This is a genomic window from Pseudoalteromonas sp. AWH4_217, assembly GCF_056161105.1.
The window spans coordinates 13,882-38,852 of the sequence record NZ_JBSWYM010000006.1; the positions used below are offsets into that span (position 1 = coordinate 13,882).

15 protein-coding genes are annotated in these 24,971 nt (G+C 47.7%); 6 read left to right on the forward strand and 9 right to left on the reverse strand.

Annotation, left to right across the window (positions count from 1 at the left end; translation table 11 throughout):
• Nucleotides 1-22 precede the first annotated feature (22 nt).
• The 7 genes from ACXAH1_RS08455 to ACXAH1_RS08485 form a co-directional block, all read right to left on the reverse strand.
• Nucleotides 23-1,090: a hypothetical protein gene (locus ACXAH1_RS08455; RefSeq protein ID WP_475195879.1), complete on the reverse strand. Its 1,068-nt coding sequence runs from the start codon at nucleotides 1,088-1,090 to the stop codon at nucleotides 23-25.
• A 60-nt stretch (nucleotides 1,091-1,150) separates the two neighbouring features.
• Entirely contained in the window at nucleotides 1,151-2,629 is a 1,479-nt protein-coding gene (locus tag ACXAH1_RS08460) for an internalin (protein ID WP_475195883.1), read from the reverse strand.
• An 11-nt stretch (nucleotides 2,630-2,640) separates the two neighbouring features.
• Complete coding sequence (locus ACXAH1_RS08465) at nucleotides 2,641-3,513, reverse strand: GEVED domain-containing protein (RefSeq protein WP_253050033.1); 873 nt, start codon at nucleotides 3,511-3,513, stop codon at nucleotides 2,641-2,643.
• Nucleotides 3,514-3,523: 10 nt separating this feature from the next.
• Nucleotides 3,524-4,771: a hypothetical protein gene (locus ACXAH1_RS08470; RefSeq protein ID WP_253050036.1), complete on the reverse strand. Its 1,248-nt coding sequence runs from the start codon at nucleotides 4,769-4,771 to the stop codon at nucleotides 3,524-3,526.
• Nucleotides 4,772-4,825: 54 nt separating this feature from the next.
• Nucleotides 4,826-6,853 carry a Hint domain-containing protein gene (locus tag ACXAH1_RS08475; RefSeq protein WP_475195891.1) on the reverse strand — a complete coding sequence of 676 codons (2,028 nt, stop codon included), beginning with the start codon at nucleotides 6,851-6,853 and terminating at the stop codon, nucleotides 4,826-4,828.
• Nucleotides 6,854-6,933: 80 nt separating this feature from the next.
• Nucleotides 6,934-10,299 (reverse strand): M4 family metallopeptidase, encoded by a 3,366-nt coding sequence (locus ACXAH1_RS08480; RefSeq protein ID WP_475195894.1) that lies wholly within the window; start codon nucleotides 10,297-10,299, stop codon nucleotides 6,934-6,936.
• 379 nt (nucleotides 10,300-10,678) lie between these two features.
• Complete coding sequence (locus tag ACXAH1_RS08485; RefSeq protein WP_475195897.1) at nucleotides 10,679-11,311, reverse strand: arylesterase; 633 nt, start codon at nucleotides 11,309-11,311, stop codon at nucleotides 10,679-10,681.
• Between ACXAH1_RS08485 and ACXAH1_RS08490 the strand changes: the two genes are divergently transcribed.
• Together ACXAH1_RS08490 and ACXAH1_RS08495 are read left to right on the forward strand one after the other, a co-directional pair.
• Entirely contained in the window at nucleotides 11,310-12,029 is a 720-nt protein-coding gene (locus ACXAH1_RS08490; protein ID WP_138551167.1) for an ABC transporter ATP-binding protein, read from the forward strand. The two genes, ACXAH1_RS08485 and ACXAH1_RS08490, sit on opposite strands and share 2 nt — an antisense overlap.
• Nucleotides 12,019-14,520 (forward strand): ABC transporter permease, encoded by a 2,502-nt coding sequence (locus ACXAH1_RS08495; protein WP_475195903.1) that lies wholly within the window; start codon nucleotides 12,019-12,021, stop codon nucleotides 14,518-14,520. The genes ACXAH1_RS08490 and ACXAH1_RS08495 overlap by 11 nt, the downstream gene beginning before the upstream one ends.
• A gap of 54 nt (nucleotides 14,521-14,574) precedes the next feature.
• Here ACXAH1_RS08495 and ACXAH1_RS08500 read toward each other — a convergent pair whose 3' ends face one another.
• Together ACXAH1_RS08500 and ACXAH1_RS08505 are read right to left on the reverse strand one after the other, a co-directional pair.
• Entirely contained in the window at nucleotides 14,575-15,363 is a 789-nt protein-coding gene (locus ACXAH1_RS08500; protein ID WP_475195905.1) for a penicillin-binding transpeptidase domain-containing protein, read from the reverse strand.
• Between the two features lie 75 nt (nucleotides 15,364-15,438).
• Nucleotides 15,439-16,305 (reverse strand): helix-turn-helix domain-containing protein, encoded by an 867-nt coding sequence (locus ACXAH1_RS08505; protein ID WP_475195912.1) that lies wholly within the window; start codon nucleotides 16,303-16,305, stop codon nucleotides 15,439-15,441.
• Nucleotides 16,306-16,682: 377 nt separating this feature from the next.
• Between ACXAH1_RS08505 and ACXAH1_RS08510 the strand changes: the two genes are divergently transcribed.
• The 4 genes from ACXAH1_RS08510 to ACXAH1_RS08525 all read left to right on the forward strand — a co-directional run bounded on the left by ACXAH1_RS08510 (nucleotide 16,683) and on the right by ACXAH1_RS08525 (nucleotide 24,951).
• Entirely contained in the window at nucleotides 16,683-19,655 is a 2,973-nt protein-coding gene (locus ACXAH1_RS08510; protein WP_475195914.1) for a TonB-dependent receptor, read from the forward strand.
• A gap of 585 nt (nucleotides 19,656-20,240) precedes the next feature.
• Nucleotides 20,241-21,503 carry an MFS transporter gene (locus tag ACXAH1_RS08515; RefSeq protein WP_475195919.1) on the forward strand — a complete coding sequence of 421 codons (1,263 nt, stop codon included), beginning with the start codon at nucleotides 20,241-20,243 and terminating at the stop codon, nucleotides 21,501-21,503.
• Nucleotides 21,500-22,375 carry an ROK family protein gene (locus ACXAH1_RS08520; RefSeq protein WP_475195921.1) on the forward strand — a complete coding sequence of 292 codons (876 nt, stop codon included), beginning with the start codon at nucleotides 21,500-21,502 and terminating at the stop codon, nucleotides 22,373-22,375. Before ACXAH1_RS08515 ends, ACXAH1_RS08520 begins: the two co-directional genes overlap by 4 nt.
• Nucleotides 22,372-24,951 carry a family 20 glycosylhydrolase gene (locus tag ACXAH1_RS08525; RefSeq protein ID WP_475195924.1) on the forward strand — a complete coding sequence of 860 codons (2,580 nt, stop codon included), beginning with the start codon at nucleotides 22,372-22,374 and terminating at the stop codon, nucleotides 24,949-24,951. Before ACXAH1_RS08520 ends, ACXAH1_RS08525 begins: the two co-directional genes overlap by 4 nt.
• The last annotated feature ends 20 nt before the right edge of the window (nucleotides 24,952-24,971 follow it).

Genomic DNA, 24,971 nt, shown 5'->3' on the forward strand with positions numbered 1-24,971 from the left:
AGTGAGAAAATTACATGCGTATCTATGGCCCACACTGACTTAACCAGGGCGATTCAAGGCAGGTTTGACGTAGTGTTTGCGCATCGCTGAGTGCTACCTGGGCGGCTTCAAATTGGGCTTCCAGTGCGGGTTTTTCGGCCTCACTGGCCACCGCTAAGAACGCTTTGGTGCGCTCCAAATGTCTGACTGCTTCACCATATTGATGCTCAGCCCACCGCCAGGTAGTTTCATACAGGGTATTACTCATCACAGATGCCCAGTCAGCGGCACCATAATGGCCTGAATCCTGGAAGCTTTTTACCACAAAGCTGCGAGGCACTTTGTCTAAGCCGGCCAAATCCAACATGAGTCCATTGGGGTCGAAACTATATGCCACGAGTTTTTCCAAAGTTTGCAGGCAGGGTGTAATGTTACCCCCACGGCAATAGGTCGGTTGCTCGCTGAGTTGCTGCTGCAGCTTAGCTGGTAATGGCCCATTTGAGTTCACATCGACACTGAATACCGCATTTTCGGCATACTTTTCGATTTCTTTGACCTTGGTGATGGTCTTTTTGAAAAACAGCAAACGTATCTTAATTTTAATGACAAAGCGTTTATAATCTTCTTCGGTCCTAAAGTGTAGCCGCGTGTTGACGAACAGGTCGCGGCCATAGTTGACCTGATAGACAAAGTGGCTACCGCAGTTTTTGAGGTCCACGCCGGTTTTTACCTGACGATCCTCTAAGGTGCTATAGCCTTCATCAAATTTGAGATGAAGCTGCGATGTAAGTGTGCGTTGATCGGTGGCATTACGATGTGTCATTGAGGTTGACACGCTACCGGCAATAATGAACAGATTAACACCACCATGTACCTCGCCGAATGTACGGCGTTTGATCAAGGTCTCGTCAACGCGTTGGAAATAATCCAGACTGCCACTGAGTTCATTATGCAGCACAGGCGTGCCTTGTAAGCAAGTATCACTCAGCTGATGCATGTTTGGGTCAAAAGCCCGGCCAAGGTCATTAGCACCGACTTTTTCACTGTAGTAGACCTGGCTATGTGCTGCGAATGTGCACCCCAGAGCCAGTAAAGGTAAAAACTTTTTCATATCCGCTCCCTGAAAAGAAATCGCAATGTGCTCAAGCACATTGCGATTAATTATGGCAGGTTATTGCGCAAACGCCGTACCGTAAGTGGTCAGAGCGCCTTCACACAAACGCCAGTTCAGGATCCCGCGAGCCGGGGCTGTGACGTCGATGAAAGTCGGAGCCCAGCGCATGTTTCTGAAACGTGCACTTTGCTCTTCAGTGACGATGCCGGCGCGCACGGCCTCTTGTCTTGCCAACTCACATTGCTTCCAATCTTGCTGATCGTTGCTTGGCAATTGCAAGTCAGTCACATTGTAGGTGGCCGGGCAGTTTTTACCGCGTTGCACACAGGCGCTCTTCATTTCCTGCACCTTGTTTTCACATGCGTAACCAAATGGGTTGTCGCGGCAAAACTGTGCGGCATTGAAAAAGAACCAGGCATTGTCATAAGCCAGATCTTTGATCTGCTCCACAGCCAGGCGTTGTGACGCGGGTAAGTAGGCATAGTAGCTATTGAGTAGCTTATCTGCACGCTGCTCGTCCAAAATAGCTTGCTTGAAATCATCCTCAAGCTCACTGATCAGCCATTTGGTTGCATTTCTGACTATCTGATACTCAGGCACTAACGCGCGTAACGCCAGTGAAGAGTTCTCGTAACGCGTGGTGTAGTAGCGCACCACATTGTAATCACTCAATGAATTGAGCTGCGAGTTGAAACCAGACTTGGCATACTTCACGGCTTCATAGAACATATCAAAACATGGCTCTGGATTGTCCAGTGAACAGGTGATGATGTTGTTTGGTATGATGGTTAGCAGCTGCTTTGGGTCGCCCCCTTGCTGGATGGCACGTACCGTGATCTTCACAGAAGATTTGGTTTCATCCTTGAGGTATCTAAGTTGACCTCCTACGTTGAATACACCACCATATAAGTCAACATCCAGATAACCGCCAATGTCTGATTTGTCTTGGTTGCTACCGTATTCGATCTTAAGGTTTACCAGTACGTTTGCACCATATTCAATGCCGGTTACAAACTCATCGCCAACCAGCGTTTGCAGCTTGGTCTGATGGTTGTTGGCAACATCACTGCCTACTTGAGACAGGGTATAGCCCTGGTTTTGGTCTTTAGGTAAGAACAGACGCTTTTTTGGCGTACTTGAGGCGCTAAAGGTGTAGGAGCTTGAGTAAGTGCTGGAAGCCATTTCTTTGGCCAAAGACGCACCCGCAGAGACGCGAACAACCGGGAAGTTAACGTCGACATCCACACTACCGTTTAAGGTATTAAGCATGTCATCATAGCTCATATCAATGCCGGTTTTAAACTTAAGCTCGGTGTTACCAAAGGTTTCATCAATCACACCTGCTACAGGCTGTACATTAAGAAAGCGTTTCTTTTGGCTGTCATACGCTGTACCCATGGCAACATGATCGTTGATCAGGCCCGAGATCACAGAGCCAGACAAGTTGGCGCTTGAAATGTTCGCCTCTTTTTCTTGTGCAGCAAGGCTTTGTCCTGCTATTGCCAGTGCAAAAACAGATAAATAAATAGGTTTCATATCATCTTTCCTTAACGAACCGTTACAAGGTAGTCTTCGACTTCACCATATTGAATACGGGAGCACGCGTTGTCTGAGCCACCACCCGCATCGGTTGCAATGCGCATCAATGTGGTGCCCTCGGGCACATCCGCCGGAATGTCCATGGTAAATCTGAACACCCCATCTGATGCAGATTTGTAGACCATTTCACTGTTGTCCAGCTGACCATTGTGATCCCAGTCAACCCAGACTCGTGCAACCACATATGAAGGAAAATCAGGTTCCAGATTGCCCGGTGTGATAGATACCTTGACGCTTCGGTTTGCGGGCAGCGTCACCACTTTTCCAGACACCATAGTGTGTGCTTTGGTGCCAGATTGATGTTCGAAGTCCTCAATAGTTACTTTGGAAATCCATTCCCACTCGTTATCAAAACTGGCATTGTCACAGTAGTTATGTGACAGCACAGTGGTTTTTAAAGCCACAGGTTGATACTCTGGCGGCATAAGCGTACATGCCTGACTATCACTGGTGCCAGCAACCCAGTTATAAGGATTGCTGAAATCTTCATTTGCAAAGGTCACATACTGGGCTTTGCCCGCGGCGATTTTATCTGCCGACAGCCATAGCTCTTTAAGCTGGCGTAATTTCTCTTCTTTGCTGACAATGTCACGGGTATCGAACATCTGTTCCCATAGTTCAACGAGTAAACCGTCGTAGCATTTTTGCATCCAGGCGAATCTGCCCTGAGCCTCTGTAACTGTTAGCATGTCACCAAGCTCGCTGTAACGGGCTTCCTGTAGTTGAGCATCGCTGAGATCCTGCGCCTGCGCTGTGGCACCCAGCAGGGGTAAAGCCAGAGCGGCAGACACAATCGATGTGCTTATAGAAAACTTTTTCATAATGGTATCCTTACTTTAATACGTCGCTGATAGCGCTGTAGTCGCGATAGTAAGCTAAGTTACCTGACTCATAGTCGAGGCAGTAATTGCCTTCAGGGTTACGTTCACAATAGTCGACCATATCTGCGAACAAGTTAGCATTGGCGCGACTGGATGTTTCGATTTCCTGCAGTTGATTCAGCTGCTCGGCGTTGAATTGCGCGGCATAGTAGCGCTGTAAATTCTTCGCTCTGCGGTAAGTCAGTCGTTCTTCAATCCAGCGAGAAGTCAGTTCTTTAATAACGAGCTTTGTCAGGTAGTTGACTGGGGTATAGCCTGCGTCTGGGATTAACTGTTGCAAGCCTGCGCCAGAGTCCAGGTATTGTGTGACATAGCTATCAGTAATGTTGTAATCATCCAGTGAATTAAACTGGTTGATGTAATCTGATTTCAAGTAGTTCACGGCGGCTTCGAACAGGTTGAAGCAAGGCTCCGGGTTCAGCAGCGTACAACGCATAATGCCATTTGGAATGATGTTCAACAGCCGGTTTGGATCGCCACCGCTCTGATAGCCACTGATGGAAATCTTAACGGACTGCCTTTTTTCCTCGTCAATTTTTTGGAGCTGGCCATCAACCTTAACCTTACCTATCCAGTCGACACTGAGGTAGCCGCCTATCTGTCGTTTGTCTTCCTCATTGCGATAATCAATCTTCATATTGATCACGACGTTGGAGCCATAGGCAAAGCCCTGTACAAAGCCATCACCGAGGTTTGCTGCCTTGTTACCCGGATAAGCTTGCGCCAGCTCAATTGCCGCTTGCGTTGGTTGATATCCTTGGTCTGAACTTGGCATTAAGATACGAGACTTAGGTTTGACCGACGAATACACGGTATAGGTACCTGTGTAACGGTCGGCACTGATATCTTTTGCATAGTTTGCGCCCGCATCAACGCGCACAGCCGGGAACTTGAAGCCAGCATCGACCTTTCCATCGATGAGTTTGAGCGCCTGTTCATATCTCAGATCAACGCCAACGCGAAAGTCGATGCTGGTATTGCCCAAGTGCTCAACGGCCATGCCCTGCACTGACTGAATGCCCAGTAAGACATCGCCTTTACTTTGATGCGCTGTACCGAGTGGCACTAAATCGATGCTTTTTGCCTCTGCTGAGAGGGGGGCTATTTCGCTGAGTTTCTCTGGTATTTTGGTTGCCTGCGCGAGGGCCTGGGATGTCGTTAGTGCCAGCGCAAGGCAAATGAATTGATTTTTATTCATTGTGTTCACTCCGTGAAGAGGCCCCTTAAGAGGCCTCACTGGTTTATTTCCTGATTACTGGATGCTGTTTAGGTAATCTTTGTGCCAAGCTTCAGGAATTCGATTTAGAACGTCTTGTGCTGTTTCCACTTCGTCCTCAAATTCATTGTCACTTTGCATTGCCAGATCGCCTACCTGCAGACCATTTGCAAACATTGAGAAAGTTTCACCGGTAATGTGCTTTGGATCATCCGAGGTGCGGGCCAGTTTGAGGTTGTAAACATTGTCCTCATATTTCACTTGTTCGATCTTAGTGACCAGCTCCAGGCCATTGGTGGTGTGAATACGGTCACCTTGTTGAACCTTGTTGGCCCAAGCTGAGACACCAGATTGAGTGACCACAGGGTGCGATTCAGTAAGTAACAGCTCTTTGCCTGAATCTGTGGTGATCTTGATCATAGGTAGAGCTTCAACACCGATTGATACGTCTTTGATTTCAAGTGGCATGTGTGAGTTTGGAGCAAACTGACTGGCGCCAAGTACCAGGTCGCCAACCTGCAATTGCTCGATTGGTAGTTGCTTACCATTTGCCAACATGATCATTGAGCCTTTCGCGAGACAGCTATACACCATTTGCATCGGTGGATGCTCAATGTCTGTCCAGGTTTGCTCTTCAGGCATGTCTGTGCTGCCCACAACGTAGGTGAAATTACGCAGGCGTTTTCTGCCACGCATTTCTTGTTCAACTTCAACCGATAAGTTCATGATCCAGTGTGCATCGGCATAACGTCCATAAAGCGTTGCATCACCAAACACCCCTTTTGAGCGCGGGATGTTCCATGAGATGCGAGTGTAATCGTAGACGTTGTCACCGACTTGCTTTTGCAAATATTTCAATGAAATATGATCTGAGAAAAGGTGCTCAGAGCCTTGGTAACCCCCTAACTTGGATGCGCCACCACCTTCTTTCGTCTGAATAAAAATTTCGGTGCCATGGTACAATCCCATCGGTTGGGTGCCCGCAGGTTTGATGGTATAGCTCGGGTTACCATTGGCGTCATAGGTGACGTCTTTGGTGCTCCAGTCAGGGCGATAGATTTTGGTCACTTTACCCATGACATCACGATAACCAGAAAAAGGTACAAGCACCTTTAATTGATCATTAGGCGTGCCGTGAGGGTAGACAGCGTCGTAATCACAGTCATTGTACATACGGTTCAGACAGATTTTGATTCGGTCCAGTGTTGGGTCGGCATTGATCTCTTTTAGATCAACCGGGTTGGTAACGGCACTTTCCAGAATCGCACCTTGCTGTATAGTTGGCACAGATGACGAGGGGAGTGCTTCAGTCCATGCCTGAGTTGATGCCGTGGCGTGTTTTAAATTCTGACTGGCTGAAAGCGCATTCTCATAGCCTAACTCGGCCAACAGAGTTTCTTTAGAATATTCAACGATGGTGTTTTTGTCTTCGGCAACTTCATTGCCATTTTCATCGATGTATACCACAGTCACCCAGGCATCAGCGAAAATTTGTTCTGCAGCAAGTAGTCTTGGCATGATATCGCTGAGCTTACCAAGCGAAGCTATGTCCATACGCTTTTTGGAAATCCCTTCGCCATAATACTCTGCAAAACGCGGGATAGTGATGTCCTGGCCATTTTCGTCTATCAGCGCAATATCGATAAAGGTATAGGTCGTCGACGCAACTTCACTGTTGATGGCTGAAATCATCACATACTCTGTACCTGTGGCGTCTTTAACAGCTCTCAAACCCATGTGTTTGAAAAATGAGCACACTTTATCCGCGTTACAATTTGAGCTAATGCTATTGTTCAGACTGCTAAGTTGCTCTGTCTGAGCAGCTTTTAGCCCATATTTTTTCGCCTGTTCGCGTTTGTCCAGCAGGTTGAATAAATGCGGACGGTTACTCTTATTTAGGCCATGCTTACTCAGTCGTTGTTGTACTTTTTCTGCACTGCTTAATGCCTGAAATTTTAAAGCAGACTTAGGTAAAGCGGTGCTATTTTCGGACAAAGGACTCGCGACAGTAGCAAGAGAAGCCCCTCCCAAAGCAGCGATAACTGCTAGGCTAACAAGTTTCATAAAGTTTCCTTTTTGAGTGGTTTTATGAGGTAGCTCGTAGGCAAAGTTACCTTTGCCTACATTACTGCGAGCGGTTTTAGTTAATATCGGGTGACTTTGATTTTGAGGTCTTCAATTTCACCGTAATTAAATCTGTTACAAGCATCTGACTTATAGTCATTGGTGGGACGCTCTTCTAATTTAGAGCGCAATACAAACCATTTTGACCAATCCCAGGTGCTGACATTGGGCAGTGTCAGTGATTTTGTGGCGCTGATCCGACAATATTCAGAACCGGAAATTGTGGTGCACTGGCTATTGTCTATCCAGTAGTTGTAGTTTGGATCGTTGTCTAACCCGGATTCAGAAGGTGCGAACTCCTCGTTGCCGTCTGCATCCAGCCAAATGGTGAAGCGCACATCACGGTTACCGTTTTGCAGTAAGTTTTCGGCAGTAGAACGAGGCATGAGATTAGTCATGATTTCGACGCTGATATAGGTTCTTCTCTTAATGTCGGTGCCGTTTAAAGTGTTCAGACTGTACCCGTCACGGTTGAACCCTGCTGCGGATGGGACATTGGCAAGCTGCGTTGAGTAATTAAATAACTTCATGTCGTCGATATAGATAACATCTGCATTGGCGCCGTCACTGATTTTGGCTGGACAAGCGTTTACGGGATCCAGTGAGATACGGGTTTGCTTGGTATCTGTCTCACTTTGATCGGCGTACTGTATTTGTAGCGATACATCAAATTGACCACCGTTTGCTGGATAGTCAATTATCCCGGGATCTCGAGCGGTACTGGTACGATTATCAAAACCAAATTGCCAAAAGAATTGTGGGCTTTTTGCGTCATTGACCTGAGAGGTGTTAGTGAATTTGACCCGATTGCCATCTAGATACTGCACCTCAAAATCAGAGATCAGCGGCAGGTTATCAGAGTCGACATCCATCATCACGTCCACAACCTGAGCGTTGTCTGCAACACCACAGGCATCCAACAAGGAATAGTCAAACTCATTGTTAGTAATAGCGACACGCAGCAGGCCAAGACCACGATTAGTCTGCTGATCAAGCGTGAACTTGACGTTATTCCCTGCGATGGTTTGATTTGACAGTATTGCTTCATTCGATTCCATCAGCCCGTTTTTGTTGCCATCAAAGTACACGGAAACACGTTTGCCGCTCAGGTCCTGTGCAAAGCTCAGAGTGTGCTCTCTCGGTTTTGCGACGGGCCATGGTGTGTCTAGTTTCGCTCTGTATCCGGCGTTGAGCCCCGACAAAGTAAAGTTATTGATAGACAGAGTGTTGGTGTGCAATACAGCGTTGTTCATAAATGGCTCACAGCGCAATGCTGCAGGGCGGCTATAAAAGTGGTTGTACGCCGACTGGGTTGCCTGGTTACCATTGTGATCTTCGGTAGTTACATTGACAGAGAATCGGATCAGGGTGTCTTCAACAACCTGTTTACTACGTTGTAAAAAGGGATAGATAGGCGTGCCACTATCGCGCTGCCAGCTCTCGCTTTGGCCGTCTCCCCAGTTCACGTCAATGCTGCGGATAGTATCTTGATTGATACGACTTAAATCATAGCTGGCCTGGTTGTAGTTAAGCCATGCATCGGCATCCAATGTCGACAGGCCAATACCTGTAGAAATACCGACTCCAGCAAGGCTGAGAGATACGTCTGATTTTATCTGGTTCAAAGATTTATTGCCGACTTGAATGTGGGCGGTTTGATCAATCAGGCAGAAGCCAAACTCATTTAAAGACATGCCTGAGAATACACAGCCAGACGTGTTGGCGCGCAAAAATAAACGATAGGCTTGCTGGATGGTCCAGCCTTGGGTTTTGACAAGCTCGTAAAACGCTTTTCTCAATACACCGCCATTGTCATGGCCTGTTTTAGCTGTGGTAAAATCCTTGACGTGATCTATGCTTCGGCCATCCCAGGAAGGTAACTCAAAGAAACGTGCAGCTTTATCCTGTGGGAACACATCCCAGCCATACCACCACTTACGGTTCTTAGTGTACAACCCTGTTTGGTCAGTAAATTGATCAGCAAATGCCTGAGATTGTGTGTAAGCGCCTGATGCGGTATGTTGATAATAGTCGAGTATTGCAATCGCAGAGATATCGGATAGTCCTTCGTTAATTGCATTGTCGACACCTTCTCTGCTCAGCCCTGAATTCCACTCGGTAATGGCATGGGTAATTTCATGTGCCGCTATACTCATACCTGTCAGAGCAAAATACTCATATCCACCGTTGCCTGAGCCATAGTTAACAAACTCACCATCCCAGGAAGCGGAGTTAGTGCCAAAAATGGTGTTTCTGTTTACTTTCTGGGAAAGTGGTTTAATACAGTAGCCACTGCTGTCACAGTCAATGCTTTGCTGTGGGTACAAAGTCTTGAGTTGTGTGTGGAAATACTGCATAACCAGGCCAGCGTTAAAATGTGCTTCGTTTGCCGGGCTGTAGCTGTAGTAGGCGTCAAATGTTTGGTCAATTTCGCGTTTTACAAAGTTTTCGTTATTTGTCTGACAGACATAAGAAACCGGAGTCGTTTCGGAGACAGTTGCATCGTAAGTCACCACATAAGGGTTATCTAAAATACAGTTGTTATTTTCTTTTTTGACGATGAATGGGTAGCCATTAAACTCAGAAAAAATAGCGTTCTGGCTCAGGTCTTCAAATCTGAGCTCAGCACCTTGAGGGGCAATTTCATCAAACTGATAGCTGGTACAGTTTTGCATACTGTCGGGGCTGGGGGAGTAACAGATTGCGCCTAGCTTATCGTTACCACCGATGCCACCACCGGCAACATACCCTGCGTCTTTCAGTGAGTTTGGAGAAAACGCAAACGACATATTATAAGACTTAGAAACGACAGTGAGATCGTCGCCATTGAGCAGTATCTTTTCTTTTCTATCCTTAAATGTCGCCAAGATTTCTATGACAGGGACCAATACATCGCTTTTGATAAAAAAGGCCTTTTCGTAACTATACTTGGTAACATCACTTAGTTCAGGCAGTGCTTCAATGTGTTGGCTGAGCTGAGTATGTGCCATGTCGTGAAACTGAGCTCGACCCTGAGGTACAACTCCTGAGATTAAACTGCCCATCGCCTGGCGGATCTCACCATGGTTATTGCGTGCTATCACCAGGTTACTTGATAACACCGGATAATTTCCGACATAAGCACGATAGTGTTCATAGACAGTAGGAGCCTCGGTTCTTTTTGTTAATTTATAGTGAACTTTATGTCCTGTTTCTTCCGCGGTTAGTCTGCTGGCCTCAAGTGTTGACGCTGAAAATGAGTGAGGATGACCTTGTGAAATAACCTGTTTCAGGTCGTCCCACAGAAATTGTTTGTTATGCAGTGACTGAGATTTGATGTCAGCGAGTGCACTGGAAATGGGCAGCGCAGCAACACCTAAACCAAATAAGTACCCCAAATGTTTCATGCAGTTTGTCCTTAATGAGTGTCAATATATGGCCTTATATGACCTTGATTAGGTGAAAAACTCTAATGTCAGTGCTGGATAGTATATTAATTAAATAAATTGTTGCAAATGTTTATTTTATGTTCAGTTTGTGTTTCTTTTGGGTTTATTTTTAAGTCTGCAATAATTTGGTGGAAAGTGTCTTCCCATGTCATTGTTTTTGTTTCTACAGCTTAAGGAATAGCTAATTGTGGATTGCGACCATTGGAATAAAAATTTCTTATTTTTGTAATCTTTTTGATGTGATAATTCTGTTAAAGACAGTGGCGGAGGGGCAGCTTGATCTACTTTTGCAGCGATGCGTAGATCAAGTAATCATTTTTGCGGGTTTATTGGATGGTTATTTTGCAGCGGTTGCGAGCCATTGTGCGATGCGCTCATACATGAAATCCCGAATGAGAGGCTGAGCTTTTTCATTGGGGTGCAGATTATCGTTTTGCATCAAGCTGCGATCTGCTGCAATGGGCAGCATAAAGTAATCCATTAGATAGGCCCCGGTTTGTTTTGCTACCAGTGGGTAGCTATCGGCAAACAGGGTGCTGTAGCGCTGACCATAGTTTGGTGGGATCTGGATCTGCATTAACGCCACCTTGGCCCCACCTGCCAGGCTTTTGTCAACCAGCTCGCGTAGGTGTTTGCGGATCAGTTTAGGCGGAAACCCTCGCAGGCCGTCATTGGCACCCAGCTCTATCAGTACGTGGCTGGGCTGGTGGCTTTCAAGTTGTTTGTCTATCGTGAGCAGTGCATTGTCTGTAGTTTGTCCCGAGACACTGGTATTGACCAGAGTGATCGCTTTTTGCTCTGCCTCGTATTTATTTTGTAACAAATTAACCCAGGACGGTGCTTGTTTGAGACCATAACCGGCGCTTAAGCTATCACCAATGATCATAATTTTGGTATCGTTGGCGTTCGCTTTTAATACTAAAAGTGTGCCGAAGATCAATACCACCAGTTGTAGGAAAAATCGCATCATGTCAGTGCTTTCTCAGTTAAATATTATTCAGGTTAAGGAGTTGGGTAAAACCGTCAGTACCTTTGAGGGTGACCTCACTATCCTTAGCGATATCAATTTTTCTGTCAAGTCAGGGGAGTCAGTGGCAGTGGTGGGCACATCTGGCTCGGGCAAATCAACATTGCTTAGTTTGCTTGCTGGCTTGGACATTGCCAGCAAAGGGGAAGTCTATCTCGATGGTGAAGCTCTTCACCAACTCAATGAAGAGCAGCGCGCACGCCTCAGAGCCGAGAAAGTCGGCTTTGTATTTCAGTCGTTTATGCTGGTGCAAAGCCTCACAGCATTGGAAAATGTGATGCTGCCTGCGGAACTGGCCGGAGAAAAAAATGCCCGTGAACAAGCTCAGGCGCTGTTGGAAAAAGTGGGCCTGGCACATCGGGTTGGCCACTATCCTTCTCAGTTGTCGGGGGGAGAGCAACAACGTGTTGCCATCGCGCGTGCATTCATCGGAACACCAAAAATCCTGTTTGCCGATGAACCCTCCGCGAATTTGGACTCAAAAAATGGCCACCTAATTGAAAGCCTGTTGTTTGATTTAAACAAGCAGCATGGCACAACTTTAATCTTAGTGACACACGACGAAGATCTGGCAAAACAGTGTGACCGCATCATTCATATCGAAGGCGGTCAGCTGGCAAAGATCCGTGACGGAGAAGGAGTAGCTGCACATGTGGGCTAAACTGGCGCTGAGATTGTTTTTTCGCGAGCTGCGCCGTGGTGAGCTGACCATCATTTTTGCCGCTATTGCCTTGGCGGTACTGACGGTCTTCAGTCTGAGCTCAGTCACAGAACGGATCCGGCTCAACATTGAACAGAAATCTGCCGACTTCATTGCTGCGGACCGTCGCCTATCGAGTAACCATGAGTTAGATGCGCGCTACCTCAAGGTCGCACAAGACTTTGGGCTCGAAACGGCACAAAATATTTTCTTCGACTCCATGCTATTCGTAAATGATGAATTGGTGCTAGGGTCGATCAAAGCGGTGAGTAATCGCCATCCGTTGCGCGGTAAGATCACACTCAGAGATACGTTGCAAGGTGAACAGTATGACATTGCTGCGGCGCCCGCTAAAGGAGAAGCCTGGCTTAGTGAAGGCCTGTTTTACACGCTTGGCCTTAAGGTGGGTGATCAGGTAGAAATTGGTGCGGGTATGTTTACCGTCACAAAAGTGCTGGTACAGGAACCTGATTCTGCCTTTTTCTCGTTAGCTGGCAATAAACGTGTGCTACTGAATATTGCCGACATACCAACCACGCAAGCTGTACAGCCCGGCAGTGATGTTTTTTATCGCTTACTATTCGCAGGCGATGAGCAGCTCCTGAAAGAATATTATAACTGGCTTAAACCTCAACTGAGAGAAAACCAAAACTGGCAGGGTGTTAAAGACCGGCAATCCCCCTTAGGTGAAAATCTGGAACGCTCAGAACGGTTTTTACTGCTGGCGGGTTTATTTGGCATTATGCTGGCTGCGGTGGCAATGGCGGTATCTGCCAAACGCTACTGCGAGCGTCAGTATGATCCGGTTGCTATGATGAAAACCTTAGGAGGCAGCCGCGACACAATCAAACGGATATTTTTGATGCACTTGTCGCTGGTCACTGTGAGTTCTTTACTGATTGGATTGGCAATTGGGTATGGTTTGCAGGAGGTCGCCGTTGACTATCTGACACGCTTTGTCGCTAATGAGCTACCGGCTGCCGGACCTCGCCCGTGGATTTTGTCTATTGCCATCGGGGTGGTGTGCGCGCTGATGTTTTCACTCAAACCGCTATTGGACCTGTTTGACATTCCTCCTTTGCGGGTCCTCAGAAGAAGTCTGGGTGACAAACTGGCTGTAAGCCGCATACATATGGCTGTGTCGGTTGGTACCATATTCATGCTGATGTGGCTATTCAGTGGCGATATCAAAACCACCTTACTGCTGTTTGCCGGCACAGCCACTCTGATGGCCGTGTTGTTTGGTTTGTCTCGATTATTTTTCAGTGCGGGTCGTAAACTTGGCCTGAGCCCGGGGAACAGCTGGTCTCTAGCCATTGCGACCTTGCAAAAGCGGGCAAACGCAAATGCTGTGCAACTGATCAGTTTTGCATTGGCGATTAAGCTTATGTTGTTCCTGTTCGTACTGAAAAACGACATGATTTCTGACTGGCAGATGCAGGTACCTGAGGATGCGCCCAATGCCTTTATGATTAATATTGGTGAGCGCGATGTTGACCAGTTTAAGCAGTTTTTTGCTGAACAGAACATTCACCATGAGGCGTTTTATCCGGTCTTTCGGGGTCGAGTCAATGCTTTAAACGGAGAGGCGTTTGCGCGTCGGGTATCCAAGCAAGAAGGGGAACAGGAACAAGAGGATGCGCGCAGTGGCGTGGGTCGTGAACTCAACCTGACCTGGACGGACACGCTGCCAGATGGTAACGAAATACTGGAAGGTCAGTGGTTTGAGCGAACCGATGAATTGCAGGTGTCAGTATTTGAAGGGACAGCAGAGCGGGTCGGCATTGAGTTAGGAGATACGCTAACTTTCCTAGTGAACACCCAGACATTTGAGGCGAAAGTAACCAGCATTCGCAGTGTTGATTGGGGAACACTCAAGCCAAACTTTGTGATGATCTTTAACTCGGCAATGGCTGAACGACTACCGGTGACTTATTTCACCGCGGCCAAACTGGAAGAAAACCATGTGCGTCCGGTCAGCCGGATGTTATTGCAGTACCCCACCGTGAGCATGATTGACATCAAAAATAACATCGCTCAGGTGCAGTCGATGATAGCTCAGGTGTCGCTGGCAATCGGGTTTGTATTATCTATTGTATTGATCAGCGGTGCGTTGGTCCTTATCTCTCAGGTGCAAGCCAGTCTTGCAGAACGTATGCAGGAGGTGGTTATTCTTCGTACGCTGGGGGCCAGAGGAAGATTGATTAAACTTGCGACGCTCTATGAATTTTTATTACTGGGGGCACTTGCGGGTTTCGTGGCAGCGTTAGTGAGCGATATCACTTTATTGATCATTCAGCAGCAACTGTTTGATGTTGAGGGTCGTCTGCACCCTTACGTTTGGCTTTTAGGGCCGCTGTCCGGCGCATCTTTCGTGGCACTGATAGGGTATTTTATGGTGGCACATACGATGCGGCAAAATACCCAGGGGTTGTTACGTAAAGTGGCCTAGTCGTCTTGTGACGAAATGCCGTGGTGTGTGCAAGTATCACACGCCACGGCGGGCTCACAATATCTTCATCTCGTGCAGCGTCGCTTTAGCAATTTCGACTCGCGTTGCTGCCATTTCTTTAAAAGTCTTAGCATCCATATTGAAAGCAAAGTAATGACGTCCCTGAGTGTTTTCAATCATGCCCACATACCACCCCAGATACTTGCCTTTTGTGACCGGGCCGGTCCCTGTTTTGGCATAAAGTTTTGTGTCTGCGGTTTGCTCTTGTAAGAAAATCTTACTAAACGCCTGGTAGGTAGTGGGCTTTAGTTTGAATGCATGCGACTGCAATCGACGTAAAAACTCGACTTGTTCTACTGCACTGAGTTTTATACTGCTGTTCAGCCAGAACTTATCGTGTGGACCACTGATGTCGCGGTTCCCATAGTTAAAGTCATCCAAATACTGTTGCATCAGGGGTTTGCTAAGCAAGTTTGTCCAGGTCTGATATAGGGGTAATGCAGAGTATTTAAATGCCTCTTCAGGTGTGATCGACTCTTTGCGCCAGGCATCAAACCACCATGATTTGGCTGGATACTTGGCATGATCTATCTGATAGCCTTGCCCGGGCTTGATGGTATCTGTTTCCAACAAGATCAGGGTGTTGGGGATCTTATAGGTTGAAAATGGCGTGTAGGCCTGAGTTGCACGCGCTTTGTTTACAAATTGCCATTGTTGGGTGCGCTCGCTATAAACCGCCATTGTACAGGCTTGCCCATCCTGACAAGCTGGCAGTGTTGCCTCGGTAGTAATGACACTCGCCATTACCAAAGGGGCAAGTGAAAGAGACGAGAGAACTGGCATAGGTATATCCTTAGTTATTTTTATTTGCTCGCGCTCATCATAGAAACACAAACTTACCTTAGCCTGAACCGTTTTTTATATCAGTGCTTTTTGCTGTACTCGTGCACGAAACTGACTGGGTGTGCATTGCTTGATTGCCAGAAAGCGACGGTTAAAATTAGACAAGTTATTAAATCCACACTGATCACTGATTACTGTGATTGGGGCTTTGGTTTTGAGTAGCAGTTTACAGGCTTTGGCAATCCTCAATTGGTTGATGAATTCGGTGACCGTGCACTCGGTGCGCTTTTTAAAGAAACGGTGAAAATGATTAGTACTCATATGGGCTTGTCTGGCCAAAAGCTCGGCACTTAGAGGTTCGGTGTAATTGTCATAGATGTAATTGATCACATGATCAAACTTATCTTTGGCGGGGTCCAGCTGCTTGGCAAAGCTGAATTCCATGGTTGAAAGGGTGTGGTATTGACTGCCCGCCATCAGATTAAGAAGTTGAAAGAGTAAAATATAGCGCTCCAACGGAGTGGCATTTTGCATTTTCCGAAACAGCTTTTCACTTTTTTTAGCTGTGTCTGTGTCAAAACTTAAACCACATTTGGCGTGGTCCAGCAAGGTGTGTAACCCCTGAAGTTCAGGGTTTTGTTGCAGCTGTTGCTGTAACCAGGGAGCCGGAATTTGCGCAACATGCACAATATGTTTACTGCCATCTGCATTGTCACGGGACTGCCAGGTGTGTGGTAGTTCCGGGCCCATTAACACCAGGTCGTGATCTCCATATGATGCGATATGATCGCCAATATGGCACATTCCCTGGCTATTTAAAGTCAGGCAAATTTCATATTCAGGATGATAGTGCCAGTTAAAAGGAATTTCTTCTAGCTGATACAGGCAGTATCGCCATGAACAATTATGAGACGGAATGACTTTTTCACACATTGCTTTCATGGCATTACTCCTTTACATAAATCGACTGATGGCTGTACAGACATATTTTTACGTCATAATTTGCTCTATCCAGTTATATTCACGCCTTGGTCTCTAAATGGTGATGCATTTCACTTATCTTGTAATATTATTCTATGCATTACGCTTAAAAAGGTACAGTTTATTAACAAAGGTTAGAGGAAAGCATGCATAATGCATGTACCTAGTTCGTTACTAAGTACTAGAAACAAAATGACAGCGCTGTTATCTGATAGGTTTGTACCGATATGGGTTTGAAAATGCAAACTTATAAAGTACAAGCCTGTTCAAATAGGGAAAGTGCCTGGTGATTATTTCGTCAGACGTACATCTTAAGAATATAGAATAAGAGGAAAGAGATGAAACATTGTAATGCAGCATTCAGATTGTCTCGTATTTCATTTGCGGTAACCGCCGCAGTGATTTCGAGCACCGCTTTTGTCATGCCAGCTCAGGCTGAGCAAGAGGAGTCTGTTGAAGTCATTGAAGTTCGAGGGATCCGCGCTTCGACAGAAAAAAGCCTGAACACAAAACGCTTTGCCGATGGAGTAGTCGACTCTATCACTGCGGAAGACATTGGTAAGCTTCCCGACGTCACCATTGCTGATTCACTACAACGGGTTCCGGGTATTCAGATCCGTCGTAGCGCTGGTGAAGGCTCGACGATTAACGTCCGGGGTATGCCACAGGTTACAACGCTACTTAATGGCGAGCAGTTTCTAAGTGCAGGCTCACTGACCACAGTACAGCCTGATTTTACGGATATTCCGTCTAGCCTTGTTGGTGCGATGGATGTAATGAAATCGCCTACCGCAGATACGCTCGCAGGGGGGATTTCTGGTACGGTTGATCTTAAGACGCGCAAGCCATTTGATTTGGAGCAAGGGTTTAGCGGTGCGGCATTGATTGAAGCATCACGGGGCTCTTATTCAAAAGAAACGGACCCTAAAGCGATGATTGCAGCGGGCTATAACGCAGATCGTTTTGCGGTGCTGGCAACCCTGACCAGAGACGAAGTGAACCTGGCGAACTACCGTTTTGGTTCGACCAACCACGGCTGGGGTTATGCGCCGCAAGAGGACGGCGGTTGTTGGTATTGTCCTGCAGGTGATATCAATGGTGACGGGGATACCGATGATGCAGAATTCACTTATGTGAGTTACGGGATGGTTAACAGGTTTACTGAGCGTGAGCGTACCGGTGGTAGTTTGAGTTTCCAGGCGCAGCTCAGTAACAACTTTGAACTGAGCGCAGACGTTTTTTATACAAAAATGGATGATGCAGACCGCCAACGTGGCTTGATGGCCGACAATGCCTGGGGTGGTCACTGGGACTGGCAAGAGCAGCATGATGCCATCGACAGGGGTAAAACGGATGGCGGTTACAACCTGTACACGGCTCAGGACATTACCCTGCATGCACCGCGTGTGGTTGCGCATTCGGAAAGTCATACCAATGAGCGTGAGTCTACCAACTACAATTTCGAGCTGACTTACAAAGGCGACGGCAACTTTTCGGGCAAGATGCGTGTTATTACAGCGGATGCAGAGCGCATGCATACTGAAAACGTTGCGCAGGGCTATATGACCAGTGGTCTGGCGCATAATCTGCGTCGTAATGAAGGCAACGGCCCGATTGCCGTAAACCCGGGAGGTTATGGTCCGGGCACTGTGCCGGTCAGGCTGAATTATCAGGGCGATCATCCGGTACTGGTTCCACCCAGTGAGCTGCAAGGCGAAGTGTTTGGTTCTAATATGAATCGCTACTCGGTGGTGTCGACTTACTCCGAAAACAACTTCAATGAAGATGCCAGCCTGGATATCATCCGTTTGGATGGTGAGTACTTGTTCGATGATCTGGGCTCACTGACCAAGATGAGTTTTGGTGCTCGCTTGGGTAACCGTGATGTTTCACGTGAGCAGTATGTGCTGCTGGCTCCATTTAGCAATCCAGTTGGTGAAGGCAGTGTCGATGTTATGTGGAAAGACCAGGGCCTGGCGGCATTTGATACTGACGGTAGCGGCGGTGTGCCAAGTGCATCTGATGGTGACCTGACCATGGGTTATGACACTCCGTATACGTTCGATAAACTGCCTGAAGGCTGGATCCAGCAAGTCTCTGACTTTGGTCCGGTGAATGGTGGCAGCTATTTCTTCATTGATCCCCGTCAGCTGGATGATCCGTTTGCGTTCCAGAATCAGCTTTATCCGGGCAACAAGAAAGGCGGCGTACCAGGCAGCACCTATGAAGTTGAAGAAGAGACACAAACGCTCTACTGGCGCGCAGATTTCTCCACTGACCTCTACACCGCAAACGTGGGTTTCCAGTACATTAAAACGGATCTGGATATACTACAAAACGTGATTGGTGATTCTATCTGTGTTAACTGTCCGGGCTCTGTGGCTGCAGATGCCGGTGATATTAATACCAGCAAGTCATTCAGTGACTTCCTGCCGTCATTAAACCTGGCGGTTAATCTGAGTGATGACGTCATCTTCCGCTCTGCCTGGGGCAAAACCATGACACGCCTTGACCTGAGCGCGATTGCAGGTGGATTGCAGGTCAGTCGCTCACGTGCTGGCGACGATCTGGCTGCACGTGAAGGTATTTCGCCAGACTTGTTGATTGCAACGAACGCGACCATGCAGGGTAACCCCGAGCTTGAACCCTGGCGAGCAACAAATACCGATGTGGCATTAGAGTGGTACTTCTCTCCAAGTGCATTGGTGAGCATTGGTGTGTTCAACATTCAGCTGAAATCCTTCATTGAAACCAGCACCTGGACAATGCCATTGGCCGATGCGGATGGAGTTGTACGTCGTGAAGTGAGTGTCACCGGTCAGGTAAATGGCCAGGGTGGTACGATGAATGGTGCTGAATTCACTTACCAACAGGCATTTGACTTCCTGCCAGGGTTCTGGAGCGGGTTCGGCGCGGCATTCAACTATACCTATTCAGACAGTGAAAGTGGCAGGGTGGATTTCTATGGTGAAGCGTTACCATTACAAGATAACTCTAAAGAGTCTTCTAATGCTGTACTTTGGTATGAAAAAGATGGCTTCCAGTTCCGTTTAGCTGCAAACCATCGCTCTAAGCGCCTGGCTCAGGTTACCACCACTGGTGGTATGGGCGATACCGCCATCTGGACTGAACCAACCACCTACATTGATGTTTCAGCCAGCTATGATGTGACTGATTATCTGACTGTTTACATGTCGGGCAGTAACCTGACAGAGGAATACGAATCCAACTACGCACAATGGAAAGACAACCGTATTTCACAAAATGTCTACGAGCGTCGTCTGACACTGGGTGTACGCGGTCGCTGGTAATTCTCCCTCGGGCCTGAGTAGGTAGTTCAGGCCTTTTCTTTCCGGCTGTATCAATTAAATGCACTGTGAACATGCTTCTACGACAATGTCTTGATGATTTTTTCTCACTCAATATATTTTTAAAACTCAGAAACTTACCAACCCCCATCGTTGTCGAATGAAAAAATGGCAACACCTGAACTATATGAGTCGCGGATTGACGTCGATAATGCGCTTCACTCATATTAAAGAACCTAAAGAGTATAATTTATTAACTTTTTCATATGGCAAGTTGAATAATAGTTTAGTCTTGCTTTTCATTCTGATGGGTCAATATGGTTCGTCTGATAAGAAGGCTAAGCTTACTGATGGTTACCCCGTTTTTAGCGTCATTGAATGTCATCAACCGCACTAGAAAAGTATTAGCAATTGTTTGAATTGTGCCGCTACAGTGCTGGCAATGGCGGCACACTAGTCTTACCAACGAGTTAAGGCGGTGGCTATCCTTAGCAGGATCCCCTTGGATCATTGAGTTTGTCTGCCCACAAACTGATTCCAAACTAGTCACCGCCTTTTTATCTCTCAGTTCATAACAAGGTAAGACACATGAAACCCAATTACGTCGTGGTTGCCCTGGTACTGGTGACCTTCTTTATGGTGTCCTTTTTCACCAATATTCTCGGTCCTATATTTCCGCAGCTGATAAGCAGCTTTAACATAGGTTTGACTCTGGCCGGTTTATTTCCTTTTGCATTTTTCATCGCCTATGGGGTGATGTCCATTCCTGCTGGATTGCTGGTTCAGCGCTTTGGAGAGAAGCGCGTTATGCTTGGAGCATTTGTGCTGGCCGGTTCCGGTGCGCTGTTATTTGCAGTAGCACCCGTGTTTTTAGTCGCTATGCTGGCGCTATTTTTGATTGGCACCGCGATGGCAATGTTGCAGGTTGCTATTAACCCCTTGCTTAGGCGCAGCGGCGGCAGCGCGCACTTTGCTGTGTTCTCTGTACTGGCTCAGCTACTGTTTGGTGCAGCTGCGAGTCTGTCGCCTTGGGTGTACGTCACGCTCGCCACTCAAATACAGGCGTCTCCTGCTGATTTCAGCTGGATCCCTTCATCCATGCCTTGGCTCAGCATGTACTGGTTGTTTGCACTGTTAAGTGTGGTGATGCTGATCTGGATTAGTCTGGTCAGGTTGCAGGCAGTTGAACGCAGTGATGAGGAAAAGCTGAGTGTAAAGGCTTGTATGGTGTATTTTCGTGACCCTGTTGTAGTACGGTTCTTTTTTGCCATTGTGGCGTATGTGGCATTGGAGCAGGGCATCGCCAACTCTATTTCGGTGTTTTTGCAGACCTATCATCAAATAGAGACAGCTCAGAGCGCACAAGTGATCAGCCGCTTCTGGATGATGCTGACGCTGGGGTGTGTGCTGGGTTTACTGCTACTGAAACTACTTGATGCAAAACTGGTGCTTATGTTGTTTTGCCTGGGGGCGGCGATGAGCCTGGTTGTGGCTCTGACAGGCAGTGCGCAGACCGCATTGCTCGCATTTCCGTTGTCCGGATTCTTTTTGTCTGTGATGTGGTCAGTACTGTTCTCTTTGGCATTGAACTCTGTGCCAAGTGGTCATGGCACTGTCTCTGGTGTGTTATGCACGGGGATAGTGGGTGGTGCGCTGGCCTCCCCCTTGATTGGTATTCTGACTCAGCTGAGTGGTTCGTTGCAACTGGCATGTTTTATTTTGTTGTTGCCACTGGGATATATTGCCTGGATTGCATGGTGGGCAAAACCTATCGTGAAAAACCACACCATTAAACCTCTCTGGCGAAAGAAAGCCCTTTCAACTGAGCAACAGGAAGTGGCAAACCAATGAGTATGATAGTCAGTGTTGACCTGGGTGGAACCAAGGCACAGGTTGCCCGGGTTGATGAGCAGGGTGTTTATGATGCCCGTCGCTATAGTGTGCCTGCCACAGCAACCAAGTCACAGGTCAGTGACTTTATCACAGGAATTGTTGCAGAGCAGTTGACTGCACAGTGTTGTGGTATAGCGATTGGTGTTCCCGGCATGGTTGATCTCAGCAGTGGCACTGTGCTGGAGACCGTAAATATACCTGCCTGGCAGGATGTACCTCTGGCTGCTCAATTAAATGCGTATTTTTCTCTTCCTGTAGTTGTTAACAATGATGTTAACTGTTTTACTATGGGTGAATATTGTTATGGTCATCACTATCTGTCGGGCACTGGCTTGCATACACCTGTTCCTAATCTGTTGGGCGTGTGCCTGGGAACCGGGCTCGGTGCCGGGCTTGTTTTTGATGGTCGCCTTTACAGCGGCAGGCATTGCGCCGCGGGGGAGTTTGGCAGTTTTCCATATCGAGACGGGATACTGGAGCATTACACCAGTGGGCAGTTTTTTCTGAAGCGCGGGACGAATGGCGCTGAGCAGGCATTGCTTGCACAACAAGGAGATCGCTATGCGCAATCTCTGTTTGATGAATTTGGAAGCCACCTGGGATATGCGTTGGCGCAAACTTTGTTGGCCTTTGATCCGGACAAAATAGTACTGGGTGGCTCTGTTAGTCAGTCGTATGGCTTATTTGAACGTGCTATGTGGCAAAGTCTGGCCAGGCAAACACATCCGGCGTTGTTTAAACGACTGGAAATAGCCGCCGGTACATTAGAGCACGCAGCACTGCGTGGTGCATATAAGTTGTTTCAGCAACAGCTTTCGGAGGGAATATGAAGAAGTTAGCTTGCCTGTTTATGGCGCTGTTGAGTGCCCCGGCGGCTCTGGCAATGACGCAAGGACAGTTGAATGAAATTGCGGATACACTCCAGGTCCGTTACCACCTCATTGACTCGATGCCAAAACACTGTCCGGAACCTGCTAAACAGTGTTATTTATCTGAGCTAAGATTGCGCTCACGGGTACGTTATCCGGGGTCTGATTGGGCTATTTATTTCAGTCAGCTGATGCCCATATACCAGGTTGAGTCGGCATTGTTTAAGATTGAGCACTTAAATGGTGACCTACATCGTCTGACACCCACAGCTGCGTTTCGTGGATTTTCATCGGGTGATGAGCATATAGTGCGTTTTTATACGCAAAACTCACAGATCACGCGCTCTGAGTTTATGCCCAACTATATTTTGGCGGACCAATCGCACAATCTGACCCCCAGAGTGATTGCCAGTACGCGGCCGGTTCGTGATGAGCATACTTTGCTGGAACAGCAGCCTTACCTTGCGCCGTTCGACTCCTATAATCAATTACGGGTGAGCGATAAAGATCAGACTCCCTGGATGGGCTCGGCCTATCTTGCGCAGCACCAGTCGGTGCCTGAGTTTACCCATGCACCGCAGGGTGTCATTCCCATGCCCAGACAGCTGAAGGTGGTGTCTCAGGGACGGATTATGCTGGACAAAGGCGTTCACTTTGAATTGGCAGGTGTTAATCTGGCACAGCTGGAAATGGCCGGTAAACGACTTGCTCAACTGGGCGTTAAGCAGACCAAAGAGGGGCTGCCGGTCAGAGTCACTGTCGATCCCTCATTGTCAATTGAACGAGAGGGTTACCAACTGAACAGTTCCACCCACGCCATAGGCATTAGGGCGTCCAGTGCCGCGGGAGCCTTCTATGGCGTGCAAACGTTAATAGGATTAATGGACCTGAAAACACTGACTATCCCCAGTGTATCCATCGAGGATTCGCCCCGTTATGCGTTTCGGGGGCTGCATATCGACAGCGCTCGTAATTTCCGCTCCAAGCAATTTATACTGGATACCATAGTGCAGATGGGCGCGTATAAACTGAATAAGCTGCACTTGCATCTGGCTGATGATGAGGGCTGGCGGCTGGCTATTGCAGGTCTGCCTGAGTTGACAAAAGTTGGCGGATTACGGTGCCTTGATCTCAGTGAAACGCGTTGTTTGTTACCACAATTGGGCGCAGGAACGGGCACGGGGGCGCCGCGAAATGGGCATTACTCTCAGCAGGATTATAGCGATATTTTGCGCTTTGCACAGGCGCACCACATAGAGGTTATTCCCTCTTTGGATATGCCTGGTCACTCTCGGGCCGCCATCGCATCCATGGAAGCACGCTACCGCTCTCTGATGGCCAAGGGTAAAGCGGAAGCGGCCAATAAATATCGTCTGGTGGAAGACGCCGACACCACGACGTACTCATCTATTCAGCATTACCATGACAACACGCTAAATGTGTGTTTACCCGCCACCTATCGATTTATTGACAAGGTACTGACAGAACTTCAGCGTATGCATGAGATGGCGGGAGTGCCGTTGAAAACCTACCATATAGGTGCCGACGAAACTGCCGGCGCCTGGCTGGAATCTCCAGCGTGTCAGGCCTTGAATAAGGAACAAACCATTACCTCAATGAACGGCTATTTCATAGAGAAAGTCGCTGCTATGGTGGCCGAAAAAGGGATCACAGTAGCGGGCTGGAGTGATGGTCTGAGCGATGTGGACCCCAAGAAGATGCCAAAGCGTGTGCAAAGTAATGTCTGGAGCACGCTCAGTGAGCAAGGCCACAAGGTTGCCCATCAACAGGCTAACCTGGGTTGGGATGTTGTGTTGTCACTGTCGGATGTCACTTATTTTGATTTTCCATACCAGTCTCACCCCCACGAACGCGGCAATCATTGGGCGAGCCGAGCGCTAGATACTCGTAAAGTGTTTGAGTTTATGCCTGATAATTTGCCGATTCATGCAGAGTTCTGGCGTGACGTGCTTTCGCATACTTATAGTGCAGATGACAAAGAATCAGGTCTTGTACAAGGCGCCGGTTATATTGGCATGCAAGGACATCTGTGGAGTGAGATGATCCGGGACGATTTACAAGCCGAATACATGTTGTACCCGCGTCTGCTGGCTCTGGCCGAACGTGCCTGGCATAAGCCTGCCTGGGCTGTACCTTATCAGAGTGGTCGGGTTTTTGATGATAAAAGTGGCTACTTTAAGGCTAAAAACCGGCAGTTGCGTGAACAGGACTGGCAACGTTTTGTGGCCTTGTTAGGCTATCGGGAACTCCCCAAGCTGACACATCAGGGGCGCTTTTTCCGTATTCCTACCGTGGCTGCAAACCGGCGTGATGACGGTACACTTAACCTGTTTAGTGAATTACCAGGGTTTAAACTGGAGGCACTGATTAATGGCCGCTGGGTAAACTATCACCCGAAACTGGACTTTGATGCCGTAAATGCCGTGCGTGCGGTCCTGGCGGATGAGTCGCGAGCAGGCCGGGCATTGCCTTTACCTGCGCCGGTTGAGCCAACAGTTAGCCCCCTGGAAAATTAAAAAAGGGGCTAACCGTAGCC

Excerpts from the sequence above, each read along its gene's own strand:
- ACXAH1_RS08455 (WP_475195879.1), bottom strand. The coding sequence starts at position 1,090 with ATGAAAAAGTTTTTACCTTTACTGGCTCTGGGGTGCACATTCGCAGCA.
- ACXAH1_RS08460 (WP_475195883.1), bottom strand. The coding sequence starts at position 2,629 with ATGAAACCTATTTATTTATCTGTTTTTGCACTGGCAATAGCAGGACAA.
- ACXAH1_RS08465 (WP_253050033.1), bottom strand. The coding sequence starts at position 3,513 with ATGAAAAAGTTTTCTATAAGCACATCGATTGTGTCTGCCGCTCTGGCT.
- ACXAH1_RS08470 (WP_253050036.1), bottom strand. The coding sequence starts at position 4,771 with ATGAATAAAAATCAATTCATTTGCCTTGCGCTGGCACTAACGACATCC.
- ACXAH1_RS08475 (WP_475195891.1), bottom strand. The coding sequence starts at position 6,853 with ATGAAACTTGTTAGCCTAGCAGTTATCGCTGCTTTGGGAGGGGCTTCT.
- ACXAH1_RS08480 (WP_475195894.1), bottom strand. The coding sequence starts at position 10,299 with ATGAAACATTTGGGGTACTTATTTGGTTTAGGTGTTGCTGCGCTGCCC.
- ACXAH1_RS08490 (WP_138551167.1), top strand. The coding sequence starts at position 11,310 with ATGTCAGTGCTTTCTCAGTTAAATATTATTCAGGTTAAGGAGTTGGGT.
- ACXAH1_RS08485 (WP_475195897.1), bottom strand. The coding sequence starts at position 11,311 with ATGATGCGATTTTTCCTACAACTGGTGGTATTGATCTTCGGCACACTT.
- ACXAH1_RS08495 (WP_475195903.1), top strand. The coding sequence starts at position 12,019 with ATGTGGGCTAAACTGGCGCTGAGATTGTTTTTTCGCGAGCTGCGCCGT.
- ACXAH1_RS08500 (WP_475195905.1), bottom strand. The coding sequence starts at position 15,363 with ATGCCAGTTCTCTCGTCTCTTTCACTTGCCCCTTTGGTAATGGCGAGT.
- ACXAH1_RS08505 (WP_475195912.1), bottom strand. The coding sequence starts at position 16,305 with ATGAAAGCAATGTGTGAAAAAGTCATTCCGTCTCATAATTGTTCATGG.
- ACXAH1_RS08510 (WP_475195914.1), top strand. The coding sequence starts at position 16,683 with ATGAAACATTGTAATGCAGCATTCAGATTGTCTCGTATTTCATTTGCG.
- ACXAH1_RS08515 (WP_475195919.1), top strand. The coding sequence starts at position 20,241 with ATGAAACCCAATTACGTCGTGGTTGCCCTGGTACTGGTGACCTTCTTT.
- ACXAH1_RS08520 (WP_475195921.1), top strand. The coding sequence starts at position 21,500 with ATGAGTATGATAGTCAGTGTTGACCTGGGTGGAACCAAGGCACAGGTT.
- ACXAH1_RS08525 (WP_475195924.1), top strand. The coding sequence starts at position 22,372 with ATGAAGAAGTTAGCTTGCCTGTTTATGGCGCTGTTGAGTGCCCCGGCG.